This is a genomic window from Posidoniimonas polymericola (genome assembly GCF_007859935.1).
GTDB lineage: Bacteria > Planctomycetota > Planctomycetia > Pirellulales > Lacipirellulaceae > Posidoniimonas > Posidoniimonas polymericola.
Map to the genome: position 1 here is coordinate 404,833 of NZ_SJPO01000001.1, position 18,944 is coordinate 423,776.

An 18,944-nucleotide genomic window follows, 5' to 3' on the forward strand; every position below is an offset into this window, starting at 1 on the left:
CTCGCAGACCGACGCACCCTGCCGTCGAACACGCGGTGGCGACGCCATCCGGGCTGCTCGTGGCGGTCTTCGCGCGCGACGAGAAGCGGTACACGCATCGAATCGAGGTCCGGCGGCCGGGCGAAGATGTCGTCGTGCTGCTCCAGGCGCTCAGCGGTCGCGATCCCCGCATCCCGGCCAGCCCGCCGCTGCACGGGCTGAACGTCGACGAAATCGGCTACGCGCCGCGGCCATTGGTCGCCGAGGCGAAGCTGATTGGCATGTCGACCGACAGCAGCTGGCGGGTCGCCCTTGGCCCCGCGCCGGGCAGGGCCGACGCCCTGCGGTACGCGGCGAGCTGCCGCCTGGCGAGCATGTTCCCGGAGGTGCGTTCGAGCTACCGCGCGGCCGGCGCGACGCTCATTGAAAAGTCGAACGAGGCCGCGACACTACGCACCGCGGGCGTGCGGTGGCGGATCTCGTTGCAAGCAACCGAGCAGCTGCCGCGGTCGCCGTTCTGCCGAATCGAGCTGCCGAGTTCACTCGAGTGGTCGAAGCGGCCATCGGTTGCGGTAGTCGCCGAGCCAGCGATGAACGCGCAGCCGCCGCTGCGGCTGGGGTGGTGCTTCGAGGTGTCGTTGGAAGAATGACGCCTCGTCGGTGCTCGAGATGCTAGCCTCACGGCAGCGATTGGATATCGTTGGGCAGTCGGCTCAGCTCAGCCCAGCGTTCACCGCCACCTTCCAACTCATCGGGGTCGTCTCGCGTGTTCCAGGCGTAGCTGATGTGGGCCATCACGTGCCCGAGATTGATCTTGTAGTCGACTTCGTCGACAGCGCCGTGCTCGGTCATGCGATCGATCAGGTCGCCGAGGTGCTCGCGGGCGTCGTCGAGCTGATGGAGCAGCAGGGCCCAGGCGACGGGGTTTTATCGCTGATTGATCATAGCGGCAGTTGTTTGGTGGGGGCGGAGAGACCTGCTAGAATAATGCCATGAGCACCGCCGCTGGCCAACCCGATCTGCCCCTCTCGTTCTCCCTGCCGCAGACGCTGGGGCCGTACCGGGCGGCGGACTATCTGAAGCTGCCCGAGGGCGAGCCGGTTGAGCTGATCCGAGGGGAGTACATTGTGTCGCCGGCGCCGAACTATACGCATCAAGCAATATCGCTTTGCATGTCTGCGTTACTGCTTGAGTGGACCAAGCAGGGTGGGGGGCGAGGCGCAGCGGCGCCTTTTGACGTGAAGCTGTCAGACTCCACAATTGTCCAGCCCGACCTTGCGTATGTGTCGCTCGCTCGCAAGGACGTTATCAAGGAGCGTGCCGAGGGCGCCCCGGATCTGGTCGTCGAGATTGTCAGCCCCTCGAACGCCGCCCGCGACCGGGTTCACAAGCTGGCGCTCTACGCCGAGCACGGCGTGCCGGAGTACTGGATCGTTGACCCCGCGGAGCGGGTGATCGAGTTCTTGCTGCTCGACGGCGACCGCTACAAGGTCGAGCCGCTCACCAGCGACTCGTACCAGTCGCCGCGGCTGGCGGAGGTGTCGATCGACCTGCGGGAGTTCTGGGCGGACGTCGCGAAGCTGATCGGCGGTTGAGTCGGGCTCAGCCCTTCTCGGCCAGCATCTTGTCGAGCGCGGCGAACACGCCCTCGCTGGCGCGTTCCATCTCGGCGACCGCGGCGGGGACCCCCTGGCGGTCGGAGCCGGGTCCGAGCATCGAGAAGATCTTGCGGGTCGCCTCGTGGACGCCGGCGTGGGGACGCTCGAGTGTAGCGTAGGACGGCGCCCGCGAGAAGTTCTCCTTGCCGGCGCCGCTGCCGTACCACTTGCCTAGGCGGCAGCCGGTGCTGTCGACGAAGTCGAAGGTCGGCTTGTCCGACAGGATGCTCAGGTACGTGTTCACCTTCCACAGCACGTGGTCGAGCTTGGCCAGGCTCATGAACACGCGGTCGCTGGTCGCGACCAGCCGCTCCTGGGTCTGGGCGTTCTGCTCGCGGGCCGAATCGAGGGTCGACTCGAACGAGGTGATGGTCCCCTCGATCCGTCCGGTGCGCTCGTCGAGCCGCTGGATCCCCTCGGACAGGTCGGTCGACGAGCGGCGGATCTCACCGACGGTCTTGGCGATCTGGCTGGCCGCCTTCTGCGACTGGTCCGACAGCTCCTTGACCTCGGTGGCGACCACCGCGAAGCCGCGGCCCGACTCGCCGGCGCGGGCGGCCTCGATCGTGGCGTTCAGCGCCAAGAGGTTGGTCTGGTCGGCGATGTCGCGGATCGAGCCCGCGACGTCGCCCACGGCGTGCAGCTGCGAGTCGGACTTCGCGACGTGCTCCCGCGCCAGCGAGACATCCTGGCGCATGACCTCGGCGCCGGAACGGATCTCGGCGAATTGGCGGGACATTTCGGCGAACAGCTCGGCCGCCTCTGCCAGCAGGCGGTCATTCTCTTGATTGTGCGCAACCGACTCGGCCAGGTTCGACTGGATATTGGCCAGCGCCGTGCGGAGGTGGTCGTTCTCTGCACGGAGCATCGCGACGAGTTCGTCGTTGGCGCGGGCGTGGTCGGTGGGGGCTTCGAGGGTGCTGTTCATCTTGGTGGCTGCCATCAGGGTGCGAGGGGCGTCCGTCCGCCAGGACGCCGTGTAGAAGCCTAGGACACCCACGGGGCTATTCCGCTGAGCCGCCCCTCGATTGCGGGAGCGTGAGCCGGCGGGGCGTCGCGCCCCGCACCGTATCGCAGCATACGCCGGTTTTGACGGTTCTGCGAGAAGCGCGCCCGCGTCCAGTGTAGCAACGGGCCACTAACGCCGTCGCCGCAGCGCGAGCGACGGCGTCGCGAATAGCAGCAGCAGCGTCGCGGACCCGGGTTCAGGGATTAACTGGATGAACCCGCCCACGTCGGGGATCACGACTACCCGGAACACGTTGGGCGGCGGGCCCGGCAGCATCGCGCCTGCCTTCTTGTCGACCGTCACGCGGAAAAAGCCGTCCACCGAAAATCGGTCGTCAAACGCCGGCATCACGATGGGGCCGAACACGCCGTTGTCGTTCAGCACGGTCGAGGCGTTCAGGCCCCCGGCGACATTGAACGCGTCGAAGGTCTCGGTGTCCGACAGGGTGACCGCCGCCGCGCCGGGCGCGCCGGTCGTGGTGTCGGTCCAGGTGGCCGAGAATTCGTAATTGATCCGGTAGCCTTCCGGGGCGAAGCCGTTGAGGCCCAGCGTGAGGCTCAGCGGGACCGCGGGGATGCCGGTTCCATCGACGAAGAAGTCGAGGTTAAAGTCGAACCGGTACTCGATCACGCCGTCGCCGGCCGCCAGGTCGCCGTTGTCGGTGAACGCGCCCGAGGGCGCGACGGTGAACACGCCGAAGTGGTTGCTGTTGCTAGGGTCGAAGGGGGAGGACTGGGTCCAGTGGGAGAAGGCCCCGACCGCCTGCACGACCGACTGATTGGGCGGGTCGCTGGAGACCGCGCCTTGAGAGACGAGACTCCCCTTGTCCAGTTGCGGGATGATGCCGGGGAGGCCATTGAGCGGCGAGGTCGAGGTTTGGACGCCGACGTCGGTGAAGTCGGCGGTCAGGGACCACAACCCGGTTCCGGTGCTGCCCCGAGTTCCCGCCAACGCTAGGCCACCGGGCGACGCTACTACGGCCGCAACCAACACGCACCAGTGCGCTCGCATGAGACCCAACTCCCTTCGAGAAATGAGTGGAAGAACTAGGGACGCCGCAGCTATGTGAGGAAGCCCGATTCCGAGGAGGGTAGCACCACGCTCGCAGGCCGACAAGCACACGGGGCGCCAGCGGCGCGACTGCCGGCGCCACGTGGTGAATCTCTAGATCCCGACTAGCTGAGAGGCTTACCGGCGCCCGAGCAGCGGGAAGAACTGCCCGCCGAGCGGCTGACCCTTGGGGACCGCGGGCACGCCCTCAAGCAGCGGCTCGTCGGAGTCGCTCGCGACGCCGTCCGCCACCAGGTTGACGACGACCACGCGGCGGGGGCGGTCGCTCTTGTTGGCGGGCGAGCCGTGCACCGTGAGCGGCGCGTGGAACGCCGCGTGGCCGCGCGGCGCAACCACGGAGACCGGCGCCTCGAGTGCGGCGTACTGCTCTGCGGTCAGCACGCCGCGGATTGCTTGCATGTCGCCGGCCAGGCCGGTCACCGGCAGGAGTTCCCAATTGTGGCTGCCGGGGACGTACTGGATGGTGCCGTTGTCGGCGTCGCAGTCGTCCAGCGGGATCCAGATAGTGAGGTGCCGCATCGGCTTGGTGCGGGTCCAGTACGAGTAGTCCTGGTGCCAGGCCACAACGCCGCCGTGGTGGGCCGGTTTGCAGAACAGCTGGTCGTGCCAGAAGCGGGGCGGCGCGCCGAGCAGCTGCCGCGCTGCGCCGACCAGCAGCGGGTTCCACAGCAGGTCGTGGAAACCTTCACGCAGCCGCCAGGCGCCCAACGCGTGGAACAAGGCCGTGTCGGGCGTGGTCGACTCGTTCGTGTGGTACTCGTACCACAGCTCGCGGCCGGCGTGGACGGGGTCGAAGAACTCGTCGAGCTCGCGGCACAACGCGTCGCACTGCTCGCCGGTCAGCAGCGGGACGCCCGCGAGGAACCCCTGGCGGCCAAATGCGTCGACCTGGTTGGCCGATAGCGGGGCAGGGGAGACACCATCGGCGGGCGGGAACAGCCCGCCGATGGGGCGGTGGACGGTAGAGAGATCCATGCAAGTTTCCCTGTCCAGGGCGGTGCGGGGCTGCTGTGTGTCGCATTCTCGACGATGAAATTGTAACCGATCGGCGTTGTCCGGTATTAGGGGATGGCCCGTTTGTGCGCCGCACGGAACAGAACAGAAGACGCAGCGGCCCCGCCCGAGGCAGGCGGAGCCGCCCACTACGAGGCGGATTCCGCGAATGAGTTCAGGCACGCGTTTGCGCTATTGTTTTCTGCTCACCCTGGGCACGATCGGCCCGCTGCTGGTGAGCACCCTGGCCCACGCCGACGTCTTCCCGCGGCGGGGCGTCTCGAAGAGCACCGGAGCCCGGGACGGCATCTACCTGGTGCTGCGTGACGTCGGCGACAGCCCGCTCTCGGCGTCGGACGTCACCCGGATCCGCACCAGCGAAGAGCAGACCCGCCGCTTCTACGCCGAGAACTCCGGCGGCAAGTTCGACATCGCCTACGACCACATCCTCGACGTGCCGCTGACGCTCAACGCGGACCGCACCCGGCCCGAGGGCTGGTTCGAGCTGGCCGAGAACTACGTCCGCAGCAACTACGGCATCGAGCCGGAAGACTTCCACCTCAACGTGTTCGACGTCGAGCGCACCACGCCGGACCCGAACCAGGGCTGGTCGGGCATCGCGATCATCCCCAGCAACAACATCGCCGTGCAGCCGGACGTGTCGAGCAGCTGGGGGCAGATCGTCGTGGACCACGAGCTGGGCCACCGCATCGGCGCGCCGCACTCGGGCGCCTACCGCGCGGTCAACGACAACAACTACAAGCCGTACGTTTGGGACGCCGCCGCCGGCCAATACGCTGTGTACAACTCCGACCTGCACGGCCACCAGGCGATGCCGCTCGGCATCCACAAGGACGAGTACGGCAACCCCTTCAGCGTGATGGGCAACATCAGCCACGAAGACTTCGCCATCAGCGACAAGCTGCACACCTACGGCTGGCTCAACGAGGACCAGGTGCCGGAGCTGTCGGAGCTGGGCGAGGGGACCTACCGCATCTACGCCCACGACACGCTCGAGAGCGTCTACAACGATGCGAACGATGTGTACGGCGTCACGGAAACCTACCAGCCCGACAAGCTGTACGGGCTGACCTACACCCGGCGGGCCGAACGCTTCAACACCAGCCGCGGCCAGTTCGAGCAGTACAACCAAGAGCTGACGATCGAGTACCGCGCCGGCCGTGGCGGCGTGCAGTTTTACCTCGACAACGCCGTCATCGACCTCGACCTTGAGGGCGGCTCCGACCGCAACAACCGCGAGCGCGAGCTCGAGTCGGGCAAGAGGGTTAGCGACCTCGACTTCGCCACCTCGGTCTTCTACACCAACACCGAGGGGGAAGACTTCCTCAGCTTCAACCCCCCCGCCCCCACGGACGTCTGGGACCTGAACGATTCCTACTTCGACTTCCGCGCCCTGCGGGGGTACAGCGACGAGTTTGGCTCGTTCATCGACCTGCAGGTCACCGCGCTCTACCGCCACCCCGACGGTGACTACAACGACGACGGCGTTGTTGACGCGGCCGACTACGTCGTGTGGCGTGACAACCGCCGGGCGGATCCGGGCACGCTGCCCAACGACCCGAACAACGTCCGGATCGGCACGGCCCAGTACCAGACCTGGCTCGACAACTACGGCGCCACGAAGTTCGGCGGGTCGGCCACCGCTGCCGCCGCCGTGCCCGAGCCCGCCGCCTGGGCCCTGGCGTGCCTGGCCCTGATCGCGACGCGTCGACGCGGCCGGGCTTAGCCCCCCGGGCCGGCGCCTGCGGGACGCCGCGACCGACCCTGCCCGACACGGTGGTCGTCGGTCTGGCCGATTCTGTTGAAAACGACGCTCAGAAAACGCTCATCCCTGGCGTTTGCTTGTTGGGGAAGCGGTCTGCTCTGATCGCGGCTACGGGCTGCTGATCCTCCCCACGGAACCAAATAGGCGGAGGTTGGCTGATGACTCGAGGCGGCTGCGCGCAGACGGTGTGGGTTGGTTTAGCGGCGGTCGTCGGGGTGATGGCGTCGGCCGCGGCCGACGCGGCCGTGTTCCCTGGTGCGGGCAGCAATAAGAGCACCGGGCTCCGGTCGGCCCTCTACATGAAGGTCCGCGACGTCGACGACGCGCCGTTGACGATTGACGAGCGGCAGACAATCGAGAGCGTCGAGGAGAAGACCCGCCGCTTCTACGCCGCCAGCTCCGGCGGCCAGTTCGACATCCGCTTCGACCAGGTGGTCGACGTCGCGCTCCAGCTCAATGCCGACGGCACACGCCCCAACCAGTGGTTCGCCAAGTCCGAGGACTACGTCCGCGATACCTACGGAATCGAGCCAGAGGACTTCCACCTCAACCTGTTCGATGTCAACCGCACGACCGCCGATCCGAACCAGGGCTGGTCGGGCATCGCCATCCTGCCCGGCAACAACATTGCCGTGCAGGCCAACGTGGCGAACAGCTGGGGGCAGATCGTTGTGGACCACGAGCTGGGCCACCGCATTGGCACGCCGCACTCTGGCGCCTACCGCGCTGTCAACAACGCCAACTACACCCCCTACGTCTGGGACGCAGACCAGAACGAGTACGCAGTGTACAACTCGACAGCGCACGGGCTGCAGCCGACCACCTTCGGCATGCAGCTCGACAGCTACGGCAACCCCTTCAGCGTGATGGGCAACATCAGCCACGACCAGTTTTCGGTGAAGACCAAGCACGACAAGTTCGGCTGGCTTACCGACCAGCAGGTCCCTGACCTGGCCGACCTGGCGGACGGGACCTACCGCATCTACGCGCACGACGAGCTCGAGGTGGTCTACGACGAGGCGAACGACGCCTACGGGGTCGAGTCAACCTACGCCGCCGATAAGCTGTACGGCCTGCAGTACTCGCGGGGCGGCGAGCAGTTCAACCCCGACCGCCGCCGCTTCGAGCCCTCCACGCAGAACCTGACGCTCGAGTACCGCAGCGGCCGCGACGGCGTGCAGTTCTACCTCGGCGGCGCGATCCTGGACCTCGACCTCGAGGGGGGAACCAACCGCAGCGGCCGGGAGAAGGAGCTCGAGGTCGGCCAGACGCTCAGCGACCTCGACATCGGCGTGTCGACCTTCTGGACCAGCGCCGACGGCCAGGACTTCCTCAGTTTCAATCCGCCTGCGCCGACCGACCCGTTCGAGCTGAGCAGCGTCTGGCGGGAGTTCTCGGTGCTGGGGACCGCCGCCGACGAGGTCGGCAGCTACATCGAGGTCGCGGTCTCGTCGGTGACGGCCGGCATCTTGGGCGACCTCAACGGCGACACGCTGCTCGACCAGTTCGACCTCATTCTGTTCCGCGACAACTGGCTGAACGACCTCTCGGGCCTCGACCGCCTGTCGCGGCGTTCCCTCGGCGACCTCGACGGCGACGGCCGCGTCGACAGCGACGACTGGTCGCTGCTCCGCGGCGCCTTTGCGACGCAGGGCGTGTCAGTGGTCGGCGGGGCTGTCGTGCCAGAGCCGACGGCGGCTATGCTGCTGCTGCTCGGCGCGGTGGTCGGCTCCGCCCGCCGGACCCTCCGCGATTCAACCGCACTCGATTCTTCGACCTCGCCAGGACACCCGTGATGCTCCGATCTTTGCTGCTGATAAACACGCTGCTAGTGACGAATCTGCTGGCTTGCGCGAGCGCCGCGGAGTCGGCGATCGAGGCCGGCCGCCGGGTGCTGGCCGCCGACTACAGCGTCGGCCGCATTGCGCTGATCGACCCCGACGGATCGATTGCCTGGGAGCACAAGATCGGCCCGATCCACGACCTGCAGCTGCTCGACAACGGCCACGTGCTGTTTCAGCTCTCGTGGACCCGCATCGTGGAGGTCGACCCGGCCGACAACCGCATTGTGTGGGAGTACGACAGCGCCGGGGGCGACAACCAGGGGCAGCGGGTCGAGGTGCACTCGTTCCAGCGGCTGCCCGACGGGCGCACAATGATCGCCGAGTCGGGGCCGGGCCGCGTCATCGAGGTTGACCAGGCAGGCGAGATCCGCCACGAGTTGAAGCTGAAGGTCGACCACCCCGACCCGCACCGCGACACCCGGCTGGTCCGCAAGCTGGCGAGCGGCAACTACCTGGTCGCCCACGAGGGGGACGGCGCCGTCCGCGAGTACGCGGCCGACGGCGAGGTGGTGTGGGAGTACGAGGTCCCGCTGTTCGGCCGCAAGCGTCGTGGCGGGCACGCCGCGGAGGCGTGGGGCAACGCCGTGTTCGCCGCCGAGCGGCTCGCGAATGGCAACACGCTGATCGCCACCGGCAACGGCCACGGCGTCATCGAGGTGACGCCTGACAAAGAGGTCGTCTGGCGGCTCAAGCAGCGGGACCTGCCGGGCGTGACGCTCGCCTGGGTCACGACCCTGCAGCCGCTGCCCAGCGGCAATGTCATCCTAGGCAACTGCCACGCCGGGCCGGACAACCCGCAGATCGTCGAGGTGAATCGCGACAAACAGGTAGTGTGGTCGTTCGAGGATCATGAGAACTTCGGCGACGCGCTGTCCAATTCGTGGGTTGTCGGGGTAGGGGAATAGCGGCCGTGATTAGCCGTGCTCGTCTCCGCTTCCCAATGTTGGCCACGCGCGTATAGTGAAGTGTCCGGGCCCGATTTTGGCGCCTGGCGATCCTCCTTGATGCCCTTCCAACCGGCGTGCCAGCACCGACCGCACAACCCGATCCCGCCCCGCCCGAGACTGCCCAGCCCGAGCCCGCCAAGCCGGAGCTGGTCGTGCTGATCCACGGCATTGGGTCCACCCGCTGGCTGCTGTGGCCGCTAGCGCGTCGACTCCAGCGGGCGGGCTACGCGACGCGGCTGTGGGGCTACTTCTCGCTGCTGGGGTCAAACCGCCAGATCGGACGGCGGCTGGCGGGGCACCTGCGGCGGCTGGCCGAGTCCGGCGAGTACGGGCGGGTGCACATCGTCGCGCACAGCATGGGCGGGATCGCGACCCGTTGCGCGCTCGCGGAATTCGAACAGCTCGGTGAGCGGACCCCGCACCTGCTCGGCAGGATCGTGATGGTCGGCACCCCCAACCGCGGCTCGCACACGGCCACCCAACTCACGCGGCTGCACGGCCGTCTGAGCCCCACGCTGTACGAGCTGCGCGACACCCCCGACAGCTTTGTGAACAACCTCCCCGCGCCGCCCGAGCACGTCGAGATCGGCGTCATCGCGACCCGCGCCGACCGGGTGGTCGCACTCGACGCGACGCACCTCCCGGGGCAGCGCGACCATTGCCTGGTCGAGGGGATGCACACCGGGGCGTTGTGGACGCCCGAGTGCGCCGGACAGGTCGAGCACTTCCTGCGGCACGGCGAATTCCACCGCGCCGACGCCCCGGCGCGGCTGACCGAGCGGGCGGTGCTGTCTTAGCGGCTTCTGCCGGCAGGGCTACGGGCTGAGTGACTCGTTGAGCCACTTGCCGTACGCGTGGCTGGCGTGCGAGATCGGCGTCGCGATCACATCGGGCACGTCGTACGGGTGGAGCGAGCCGATCAGCTCGGCAACCTCGTCGAACGCGGCCGCGCGGCACTTCAGCGTGCAGACGTACTCCTCGGTCGACTCGACCTCGCCCTGCCAGCGGTAGGTGCTGGTCATCGGGCCGGCGATCTGCACGCAGGCGGCCAGGCGGCGGTCGACCAGCTCGGCGGCGATGCGTTCGGCGACCGCGCGGTCGCCGGTCGTGGTCTGGATCTGGACAAATTCGGTCATGCTGGTTTTGACGTTGAATGGTTGGGGGTTGGGCGGCCATTCTACACGATCGCGAGCATTTTCTTGCGGGGCGCCGTGGCGTCTGCTAGTGTCGATAGGGGAACGGCACGCACGACGCGCGCCGATCCTCCTCTCTTTTTCCGGGCCGTGCGATGAAGTCCCTGCTTCTGTGGAGTTGCTTGCTGGTGGCCTGCGGGCTGGCGACGGGGTGTCGGCAAAACCCGCTGATCGACTGGACCAGTCGTCAAGCCGAAGAGATGGAGCGGCTGACCAGGCTGTTCAAGGAGATCAAAACTCCGGAGGACGCCGACGAGCGGCTCGAAGAGATCCGCGAGTGCTACCAGGCGATGACCAAGCTCAAGCGGGACGCGCCGGCGCTGTTCCGCAAGCACGCCAAGGACAAAGTGCTGAAGTCCACCGCCGAGTCGACCAACAAGCGGCTGAAGCGGGCCGATCAGGACCTGACGCGGGCCGCCGGCGCGCTCGAGAACCGGCGAGATTTTTCAGAGCCGTTTGGCTCGATGCTGCGCGTCGAGGCGATGGAGTTCATGCTCGCCACGGTCGAGGTGATCGGAGAACTGAGCACGATCGAGGGCGTGCCGCCGCAGCCAAAACTCGGGTCGGCCGACGCAATCCGCGAGCCACTCCGCATGTACCGCGAGTACGGAACCGCCCAGGTGGTAGAGGTCGAGATGATGGGCCGCGGGCGTGACGCCGCGGGGTTGCTAGAGCGGGCGGCCGGCTCCAACGCCGAGAGCTACACGATGCCCGACGCTTCGCTGGTGCTAGTTGGTCCTGTCAGCGACTTCGACGACTACCGCCGTGCGCTTGCCGAGCAGGGCGATGTCAGCGAGATCGACCCCGGCCGCCGAACGTTCAAGTTCCGACCTGCCGGCGGGTCGGCTTCCAGCAGGTCGATTGCCGACCGGGCCTACGCCGGCAATGGGCGCTCCGCGTCACGGTTCGGTGGCGGGCTCTTCGACGATGATCCCTCCGACCGGCCCTCCGACCGGTCCTCCGGCAGCGGAGCCGCAGGGGTGGCCGACGCGGGCCCGACCGGCCCGCCGCGCACGGAGCAGGAAGCGATCATCCAGCGGATGCTCGCCCAGGCCCGCGGCGAAGTCGTCCCCGCCAACCAGTCCGCCGGCTCGCCAGCAGACGTATTGACCGCCGCGGCCGAACCGGCGGCGGGGCCCGACTGGTCGAGGCCGGCGCCCCCGGAAGGCGAAGCCGCGCCGCCGCTGCGCTCCGCGAGCCCAGCCTTGGCGAACCTGTCGCCGAGCGAGCAGCGCTACCTGCGGCTGGCGGAGCAGCTCACGGGCGAGAACCGGTTCGCCAAGCGGACCGCGGCCGACAAGCTGCTAGAGATCGCGCCGACCGACATCAAAACCAAGGCGACCCGGCAGAAGGTGGCCCGCGGCTACCGCACGCTGCTGTCGGACGCCGACTTCATGGCGACCGAGGGCGAGTCCGTCGTCCGCGGCCTCGAGGCGTACGCCGGCCGCCACTGCGTGCCGCTGCTGATCAACCACATCGCCACCCGCCCGGTAGAGGTTCCGGTCGCCGTGATCGAGGCGATCGCCAAGCACCCTTCCCCCGCGGGCGCCAAGGCGCTGGTGCTGCTGCTGGAGTCGTTGGCCAACCGCGACCAGGCAGCGGACGCACTCCGCCAATTTGGCCCCGACGCCGAGCCCGCGCTGCTCGCCGCCGTCGCCGAGCTCGACCCGCTGGCCAAGCCGATCGCGGTCGAGCTGCTCGGCGAGATCGGCACGCGTGCGTCGGTGAGTACGCTTTCGCGGCTGGTCAGGACCGGCCCCTCAGCCAGCCGCGCCGCCGCCAGCGACGCGCTGCGGCGGGTGCAGGACCGCCTGTAGCGGGAGCGGCTCTGACGCGGCAGCGGCCCTACAGCCGGCGCAGCCGCGCCAGCCGCTACGACCTCCGCCCCGCCGCCGGGCCCCCGCGGCGTCCCGCGCACTAGGCTTACCAAAAGAGTAGACACCACTCCTTTGGGACGGCCGCCTGCGCGATGAACTCGCTAACTCCTATCACGTCTGTCATGATCCCGCCGCTGCGGGTCCTCACGCCCGAGGACCCGGCCGGCGTCAGCGGGGCCAAGCAGCTCCCACGCGTGCTGCACGTGATCAACGGCGAGCACTACTCCGGCGCCGAGCGGGTGCAGGACCTGCTCGCGCTGCGGCTGCCGGACCACGGGTTCGAGGCCGGCTTTGTCGCCCTCAAGCCGGGGCGGTTCGGGAGCTGCCGACGGTCGGTCGACACGCCGCTCGAGGAGCTGGCGATGCGCTCAAGGTGGGACCTGCGGGCCGTCGGCCGGGTGGCCAGGGCGGCGCAGGCCGGCGGGTACCAGATCATCCACGCCCACACGCCGCGTTCGGCGATGGTCGCCGCGCTGGCCGCGCGGCAGCTCGAGCTCCCGTTTGTGTACCACGTGCACAGCCCTACCAGCCGCGACTCGACCCGCTGGCTGGCGAACCTGGTGAACGGCCGCATCGAGCGGCTGAGCATCGCCGGCGCCGCGAAGCTGATCACGGTCTCGCCGACCCTGACCGATCACATGAAGTCGTTGGGCGTGCCCGACGAGCGGCTGCGGTGTGTGCTCAACGGCGTGCCGAAGGTCGCCGGGGCCGAGCCCCGCAAGAAGCGCGAGGGCGTGTGGACGCTCGGCATGGTGGCGTTGTTCCGTCCGCGGAAGGGCGCCGAGGTGCTGCTCGAGGCGCTCGCGCTGCTCAAGTCCAAGGGGCAGGACGTCCGCCTGAGTGCGATCGGCCCGTTCGAAACCCCCGACTACGAGGAGCACCTGGTGTCGCTGGCGGGGCGGCTGGGGGTCGGCAACTCCGTGAGTTGGATTGGCTTTACCGAGGGCGTCGGCGCCGAGCTCGATCGGGTCGACGCGCTGGTGCTGCCGAGCCTGTTCGGCGAGGGGCTGCCGATGGTGGTCCTCGAGGCGATGGCCGCCGGCCTGCCGGTGATCGCCACGCACTGCGAGGGGACCGCCGAGGCGGTTGCCCACCGCGAGACCGGCTACCTGGTCGAGCCGTCGAGCGTCAGCCAGCTGGCCGGCGCGATCGACTCGCTCCTGACCGGCGAGCTCGACTACGAGCAGGCGTCCGCCCGGTCGATCGCCCGGCACGCCGAACGCTTCTCCGACGACGCCATGGCCGCGCAGGTGGCTGAGGTGTACCGCGAGCTGCTCGGGCTGCCCGATGCTCGCGCGGAATCAATAGCCGATGGATTACATCCATCGGAAGCCCCTGTTTGAGGCTGCCACCTACGGTCGCACCGCTTGGTGCGCCTCCGACAGATGTAATCTGTCGGCTACTCATCCGCTACCGCGTGGTCCCGGCTTGCGGGGCGGCGGCCGACTGCGTGTTGGGGGCGTCGATCACGTGCTGCCAACCGAGCGGCGTGCTCGGCGTGGCGAACAGGGTCGCCCAGCGGAGGCGGTCGATCGTGTTGTTGATGCTGACGCGGTCCTTGTAGAACACGTACGCGCTGCGGCTCGAGTCGGGGCGGATGATGTTCATCGACAGCGGCAGCAGCGTGCGGCGGTCCAACTGGATCTCGACCATCTGATACTCGACCGCGTCGGCCATCTTCTTCGGCACCGCCGAGATCTGGATCACGTCCGGGATCGGCTGCCGTTTGGCGTCCAGCGCCTGGAACGCCTTCATGAAGAACCGGGCCTTGAGCTTGTCGGCCTCGGCGCCGAACAGGAATGGCAGCGGCGTGTCGACGATGCCCTTGCCCTGCATCTCGGGCGGGATCGGCCGCTCGACCAGCTGCTTGGGGTCGGTGTGGAAGTTGTACTGGAAGACGCTCTTGCCGTCGCACACCCAGTGCTCGCCGATGGCGTTCTTGTCGTGCTCGTGCTTGCCCTTGGGCGGGCCCTGGTAGCCCGGCTCGACGGACTCGGCCTTCCAGCGGTGGATCTTCTCAATCTTGAAGCTCCCCTTGTCCGGCTTCTGGTAGCTGATCTCGCCCTCTTCGATGTTCGAGGCGATGTTGGCCGCCGGGCTGAAGGCGTCGTACTCGTAGCGGACAAACGGGCAGCTGAAGGTCTTCACCTGGTCGCTCGACTTCTCCCACACGGCGAGCACCTGGTCGAGGTACTGCTGCTGCTGGGCGTTGAGCTGGAACCCGGGGGGCGCCTTGGGTTGCACCGGCGCGGTTTGCTGCCCTGCAGCGAGCGGGCAGGCAAGGAACAGGGCGATCAGGGCGTGGTAGATTAAACGCGTCATGCGTGGGCCTGTAAGTGGAGGCTTAAGGCTTTCCGGCCGCCCTCCTTGGCGACCGGTTTCGATTTAGGCCGCGGAGTATACCAGCGGCGGCGTGCTCGACCTATGGCGAAAAGATGCTGCCAGCAGCACGCGTTGACCGAACGCCAACTTCAACCCAAGAAGCTGCGTTGAGATTGGCCGTTGGCCAATGAACGGCGGCCCACGTGCTAGCTAGCAACAATCTCGAACGCCCACCGCGGGTCGCCCTCGGAGCGTTCGCCTGGCGCCAACACTACCGAGCGGTCTGCCAGCATCACCTGCGCGGTGGGGTGGCCCTCGATCCCGACCGGCCGGACGACCGCCGTCGGCCTGCCGCTGATTTGCAGCGTCAGCTCTCCGCCGGCGAGCGTCGCCTCGACGCCCTCGCCGAGCTTGTACTCGGCGGCCACGTGTCCGCGGGTATGCTTAAGCCGGCAGGCGAGGTCGAACGACAGCCGTCCGCCCGGCGCACTTTCGTTGCTGTGGGCCCCGTCGCTGCCAGCATCGATGCCGCCGGCTTCAATGCTGGCCGACCAGTAGCGGCCTTCTGCCATGCCGGTCAGGAAGGCGATCGACCCGCCGGTGGGGGTGGGCTGCTCGTAGACTTCCTGGAACACCGGCCCGGTGAGCGGCGGGGTCGGCGCGTGGCACGCCAGCAACTCGGCGCCGCCGATCAGGTAGCGCTGCAGGAAGCGGTCTCCCTCGAGGCGGAACTCGCCGCTCAGGCTGCCGGTTTGAATCGTTGTCGGGGGCTTGGGCTTGGTCACGGCTGGGGTGGGTCTGAAGGTTGCGGCTCAGCGGGGGACGAATCGGCAGATTCTCGCTCGGAGGGCGGCGGCCTGGCAGGCGCCAGTTCGTCCATCAAGGCGTCGCGACGCTCCTGGCGGAGGCGACGCTGCTCGAAGAAGTTGTCGCGGCGGTTGACGCCCTGCTCGCTCAGCGGACCAAACCGCTCGCCGGGCGGGCGGTTGTCAAAGTCTGGGGGCGGGCCATCGCCCAGCGGTGGGCCGACCTCGTCTCGCGGTCCGAACCGGTCGCGCGGCCCCAGCCGTCCTCGCCCGCCGGGGGGAGGCCCCAGGGGTTCGCCGTTGGGGCCCAGTCGCGGCGGCTGCCGGCCGTCTGGCGGCGGGCCCAACCCATGCGGGCCGGGTCCTCGGGGCCCCGATCCCCGGCGTCCGCCGAACCCGTCTTCAAACTGCCCCTCGAGCGGCGGGGTTCCGTTCGCCCCGTCGCCGGCCGCCCCGGGCTCGCGGAAGTCATTCGGCGGACCCATCATCGCGAGCACGCCGAGCACCCCTGCTCCGCCGAGCAGCAGCGCCACCGCCGCGGCGATGGCCGCGGTGCGGTTGGCGGCCAGCCAGCGCTGCGCTTGGGTCGTGACGCTGGCCGCGGCGATCGCGACCGGCTGATCGACGAGGAATCGCCGCAGGTCGGCCGCCAGCGCGGCGCCGTCGGCGTAGCGGTCGGCCGGGTCGGCCGCCATCGCCTTGAGGATGATCTTCTCCAGGTCGACCGGCACGCGCGGGTTGAGCTTCCGCGGACGCTCGGGGCGGTGCTCGTTGATCTTCTGTAGCACCTGGCTGGGGGTCGGCGCCTGGAACGGCGAGCGGAAGGTCACCAGCTCGTACAGCGTCAGCCCGAGCGAGTAGAGGTCCGACTTCGCGGTCGCCTCGCCGCGGAGCTGCTCGGGCGCCATGTACCGGAGCGTGCCGAGCAGCTCGCCGGTGCGGCTCATGTCGTCCTGGTTGATCATCTTGGCCAGGCCGAAGTCGGTGACCCACACGCGGCCGCTGCGGTCGAGCAGCAGGTTGGCCGGCTTGATGTCGCGGTGCAGGGCCCCGCGGCCGTGCGCGTAGGCGAGCGCGTCGGCCGCCTGGGCGCCGATCTTCGCCACGCTGCGGTAGTAGGCGGGGTCGAGCGCGTCGATGTCGACGTTGTCGTCGTCCAGCAGCGATTGGCCCAGCGAACCGGCCCGCACTGCGCTGGGGAGCGACCCCGACGCGGAGAACGCGATGGTGAGCGCCTCGTCGGAGGCGGCGCTCGGCGTCTGGACCTCGGTGGTCCGGGCGAGGTCGAAGTCGTCGGTCGCCATGGCCGCGGCCAGGCCGTCTTCGAGGCTGCTCGGGGAGCTGGCTTGGAGGGTCTCGTCGGCGGCCAGGCTGACGCTCGAACAGGCGGCGAGGGCGTCGCCCCGCGTGCGGCGGCCGACGTGCCGGGTGAGCACGTCGAGGCCGACGCCGTCGATCCGCTGCATCACCAGGTAGTGCAGGCCGTCCTGCTCGCCGACGCTGTAGATCGGCACAATGCTGGGGTGCTGCAGCGCGGCGGCGGTGCGGGCCTCGCGGCGGAAGCGTTCGAGCTGCCGGGTGTCGAACAACGCCCGGCCCGGCAGCACCTTCACCGCCACGCGGCGGCCGAGCGACTCCTGCTCGGCCTCGTACACGACGCCCATCCCGCCGCGGCCGATCTCGCCGAGGATCCGCAGGTCGCCGAGCCGGTCGGGCGCGTCGAAGTCCCGCGGCCCGATGCTCTGCTTGTCGGGCTTGGCGCTCTCGAGCGCGACGATGGTCGGGAACAGGTCGCGGATCTCCTCGGCCTGATCCGGGTGCGCGGCGGCGTAGTCCTCTACCGTGACCCGCCGCCCGCGGCGACGGTCCTCCAAGAACTGCTCGGCGAGCAGCTCGATGGGTTCACGGTTTTCAGTCGGCTCCGACATAGGACGTGCTGGTAATGAGAACAGGAGGGAGCAGAGAGAGCAGAGGAGATAGGGCTTAAGATCCTTGGTCGGCGCCGGGGAGCATCAACCTCGAGAGGCCGTCAACCAGTCTCATTGTATTGAAGTTAATGACGAGCCCGAGTGGCATGTCGAGTAGTTTCATGTAGCTTAGGATCTGAGCTTTGTGGATCGGGACGACCGATTGAGTCGCTTTGACGTCTACCAGCAGGCAATCGTTGATCAGCAGATCGAAACGCAGCACTTCTTCGCGAGTGAAATGTTTGTAACGCACCGGCACGTTTTTCTGGGACGCGACGTCGTAGCCGCGCAGCTCGAGTTCCTTTGTCAAGCACCACTCGTAAACGGACTCGAGCAGGCCGGGACCCATGGCCGTGTGCACTTCGATAGCGGCGCCGATTACGTCCTGGGTGATTGCCGCCGCGTCTTTGAATTTTGGGTGCATCTCGCCCGACCCGTCTAACGCCGTTTGTTGGATTTGATCTGGAGCGGGCGTTGCTTCAGAGCCTCTGCTCTCTCTGCTCCCTCATGTTCTTCTTCTGTCAATGCTGCCGCCTACGTGAAGGTGTGTTTCCAAATACCTAGGGCGTTGCCCTAGGCTACGTTGAGATTGGCCGTTGGCCAATGTGGTGATGGGACTAGCTACTGGTTCAGCAGCGTCTCCAGGCTTTTCATGCCTGGGATGCTGTCGACGACTTCTTTTAACCGCTTGATCGCGCGGACGTATCGGATGCTGGCGGCTTTGACTTCGATGCCGAGCGCCTCGGCGACCTCGCCGTTGGTCAGCTCCTCGAAGTGACGCAGGGCGATGATTTCTTGGTCGTTCTCGCTCATCGTGGCGATCGCCTGCTGGAGCTGCTGGCCGAGCTCCTCGCGGATGGCCGCCTGGCTGGGCGAGGTCAGGTGCCCGAGCAGGCAATCTGCTAAGGAAACGCTGGTCGCCACGGCGTTTCTACTGGGGACGCGGTGCACCTCGCGGCCGGCGTCCCGCATCTGGGCGCCGACGTGCCGGCGGTGGGCGTCGATCAGGGTCTGGGTCGAGATCAGCCGCAGCCACACGAACAGGCTGCTGTCGGGGTCCTTTGCGACCGCCTTGCGGAAGTGATCCAAGCGGGTCGACGCCTGCAGGAACGCCTCCTGCAGGATGTCGTCCGGGTCGAGCCGCCCGCGGAGCCGCCGGTCCATGCGGAACATGACGCCGGTGCGGAGCCGCTCGCGGTGCAGGCTGAACGCCTCGCCGAGGGCCGCGTCGTCGCCATCGACTAGCCGCTGGCGGAGCTGCTCGTCGGTGGCAGGGGACATAGATCGCTCGTCGAGGTAGGGGCCGCGATAGCAGGGGCACAGCTAGTAGTATCGCGGATTGTGCTCTCTCGGAAAACCTCAGGCAAAACGCCCCTCCGGTCGAGCGGCGCCTCAGCCTGCCGCGGCAGCCGGGCGGTTGCGCTGGCGTGCACCCCGGCGCGAATCTCGGCGGCCGGCTGTAGACCGCGCCCGGCCGCCCGCGTTTAAGAAC

General features: G+C 68.1%; 18 protein-coding genes. 8 read left to right on the forward strand and 10 right to left on the reverse strand.

Annotated features, from left to right (window positions below; all coding sequences use genetic code 11):
- The first annotated feature begins 35 nt into the window (after nt 1-35).
- Nucleotides 36-629 carry a hypothetical protein gene (locus tag Pla123a_RS01600; protein ID WP_197527587.1) on the forward strand — a complete coding sequence of 198 codons (594 nt, stop codon included), beginning with the start codon at nt 36-38 and terminating at the stop codon, nt 627-629.
- Nucleotides 630-657: 28 nt separating this feature from the next.
- Here the strand turns inward: Pla123a_RS01600 and Pla123a_RS24410 are convergent, their stop codons facing one another.
- Nucleotides 658-831, reverse strand: coding sequence for a hypothetical protein (locus Pla123a_RS24410; RefSeq protein WP_197527588.1), 174 nt, complete (start codon nt 829-831; stop codon nt 658-660).
- A 140-nt stretch (nt 832-971) separates the two neighbouring features.
- Between Pla123a_RS24410 and Pla123a_RS01605 the strand changes: the two genes are divergently transcribed.
- Complete coding sequence (locus Pla123a_RS01605) at nt 972-1,574, forward strand: Uma2 family endonuclease (RefSeq protein ID WP_146583773.1); 603 nt, start codon at nt 972-974, stop codon at nt 1,572-1,574.
- Between the two features lie 7 nt (nt 1,575-1,581).
- On the opposite strand, the gene Pla123a_RS01610 is transcribed toward Pla123a_RS01605, so the two are convergent.
- The 3 genes from Pla123a_RS01610 to Pla123a_RS01620 all read right to left on the reverse strand — a co-directional run bounded on the left by Pla123a_RS01610 (nt 1,582) and on the right by Pla123a_RS01620 (nt 4,692).
- Nucleotides 1,582-2,580, reverse strand: a complete 999-nt coding sequence (locus Pla123a_RS01610; protein ID WP_146583774.1) for a methyl-accepting chemotaxis protein — start codon at nt 2,578-2,580, stop codon at nt 1,582-1,584.
- 195 nt (nt 2,581-2,775) lie between these two features.
- Nucleotides 2,776-3,657 (reverse strand): hypothetical protein, encoded by an 882-nt coding sequence (locus Pla123a_RS01615; protein WP_146583775.1) that lies wholly within the window; start codon nt 3,655-3,657, stop codon nt 2,776-2,778.
- 177 nt (nt 3,658-3,834) lie between these two features.
- Complete coding sequence (locus Pla123a_RS01620) at nt 3,835-4,692, reverse strand: phytanoyl-CoA dioxygenase family protein (protein WP_146583776.1); 858 nt, start codon at nt 4,690-4,692, stop codon at nt 3,835-3,837.
- Between the two features lie 187 nt (nt 4,693-4,879).
- Between Pla123a_RS01620 and Pla123a_RS01625 the strand changes: the two genes are divergently transcribed.
- The 4 genes from Pla123a_RS01625 (at nt 4,880) to Pla123a_RS01640 (ending at nt 10,084) form a co-directional block, all read left to right on the forward strand.
- Complete coding sequence (locus Pla123a_RS01625; RefSeq protein ID WP_146583777.1) at nt 4,880-6,457, forward strand: hypothetical protein; 1,578 nt, start codon at nt 4,880-4,882, stop codon at nt 6,455-6,457.
- Between the two features lie 197 nt (nt 6,458-6,654).
- Entirely contained in the window at nt 6,655-8,292 is a 1,638-nt protein-coding gene (locus Pla123a_RS01630) for a hypothetical protein (RefSeq protein WP_146583778.1), read from the forward strand.
- Entirely contained in the window at nt 8,292-9,245 is a 954-nt protein-coding gene (locus tag Pla123a_RS01635; protein WP_146583779.1) for a beta-propeller domain-containing protein, read from the forward strand. Before Pla123a_RS01630 ends, Pla123a_RS01635 begins: the two co-directional genes overlap by 1 nt.
- 116 nt (nt 9,246-9,361) lie before the next feature.
- The gene (locus Pla123a_RS01640; protein WP_197527589.1) at nt 9,362-10,084 is read left to right on the forward strand and encodes an esterase/lipase family protein; all 723 of its coding nucleotides are present in this window, start codon (nt 9,362-9,364) and stop codon (nt 10,082-10,084) included.
- A gap of 18 nt (nt 10,085-10,102) precedes the next feature.
- Here Pla123a_RS01640 and cutA read toward each other — a convergent pair whose 3' ends face one another.
- A complete protein-coding gene (gene cutA, locus Pla123a_RS01645; protein WP_146583781.1) occupies nt 10,103-10,423 on the reverse strand; it encodes a divalent-cation tolerance protein CutA in 321 nt (106 codons plus the stop codon).
- A 152-nt stretch (nt 10,424-10,575) separates the two neighbouring features.
- Between cutA and Pla123a_RS01650 the strand changes: the two genes are divergently transcribed.
- Both Pla123a_RS01650 and Pla123a_RS01655 read left to right on the forward strand, forming a co-directional pair.
- On the forward strand, nt 10,576-12,297 hold the full coding sequence (locus Pla123a_RS01650) for a HEAT repeat domain-containing protein (RefSeq protein ID WP_146583782.1): 1,722 nt from the start codon (nt 10,576-10,578) through the stop codon (nt 12,295-12,297).
- A gap of 182 nt (nt 12,298-12,479) precedes the next feature.
- Complete coding sequence (locus Pla123a_RS01655) at nt 12,480-13,700, forward strand: glycosyltransferase (protein WP_197527590.1); 1,221 nt, start codon at nt 12,480-12,482, stop codon at nt 13,698-13,700.
- Between the two features lie 67 nt (nt 13,701-13,767).
- On the opposite strand, the gene Pla123a_RS01660 is transcribed toward Pla123a_RS01655, so the two are convergent.
- The 5 genes from Pla123a_RS01660 to Pla123a_RS01680 all read right to left on the reverse strand — a co-directional run bounded on the left by Pla123a_RS01660 (nt 13,768) and on the right by Pla123a_RS01680 (nt 18,733).
- Nucleotides 13,768-14,679 (reverse strand): hypothetical protein, encoded by a 912-nt coding sequence (locus tag Pla123a_RS01660; protein WP_146583784.1) that lies wholly within the window; start codon nt 14,677-14,679, stop codon nt 13,768-13,770.
- Nucleotides 14,680-14,885: 206 nt separating this feature from the next.
- Nucleotides 14,886-15,464: a hypothetical protein gene (locus Pla123a_RS01665; RefSeq protein WP_146583785.1), complete on the reverse strand. Its 579-nt coding sequence runs from the start codon at nt 15,462-15,464 to the stop codon at nt 14,886-14,888.
- A complete protein-coding gene (locus Pla123a_RS01670) occupies nt 15,461-17,413 on the reverse strand; it encodes a protein kinase domain-containing protein (RefSeq protein ID WP_146583786.1) in 1,953 nt (650 codons plus the stop codon). The genes Pla123a_RS01665 and Pla123a_RS01670 overlap by 4 nt, the downstream gene beginning before the upstream one ends.
- A 55-nt stretch (nt 17,414-17,468) precedes the next feature.
- Nucleotides 17,469-17,876 (reverse strand): GxxExxY protein, encoded by a 408-nt coding sequence (locus Pla123a_RS01675; RefSeq protein ID WP_146583787.1) that lies wholly within the window; start codon nt 17,874-17,876, stop codon nt 17,469-17,471.
- A gap of 197 nt (nt 17,877-18,073) precedes the next feature.
- Nucleotides 18,074-18,733, reverse strand: coding sequence for a sigma-70 family RNA polymerase sigma factor (locus Pla123a_RS01680; protein WP_146583788.1), 660 nt, complete (start codon nt 18,731-18,733; stop codon nt 18,074-18,076).
- Between the last annotated feature and the right edge of the window lie 211 nt (nt 18,734-18,944).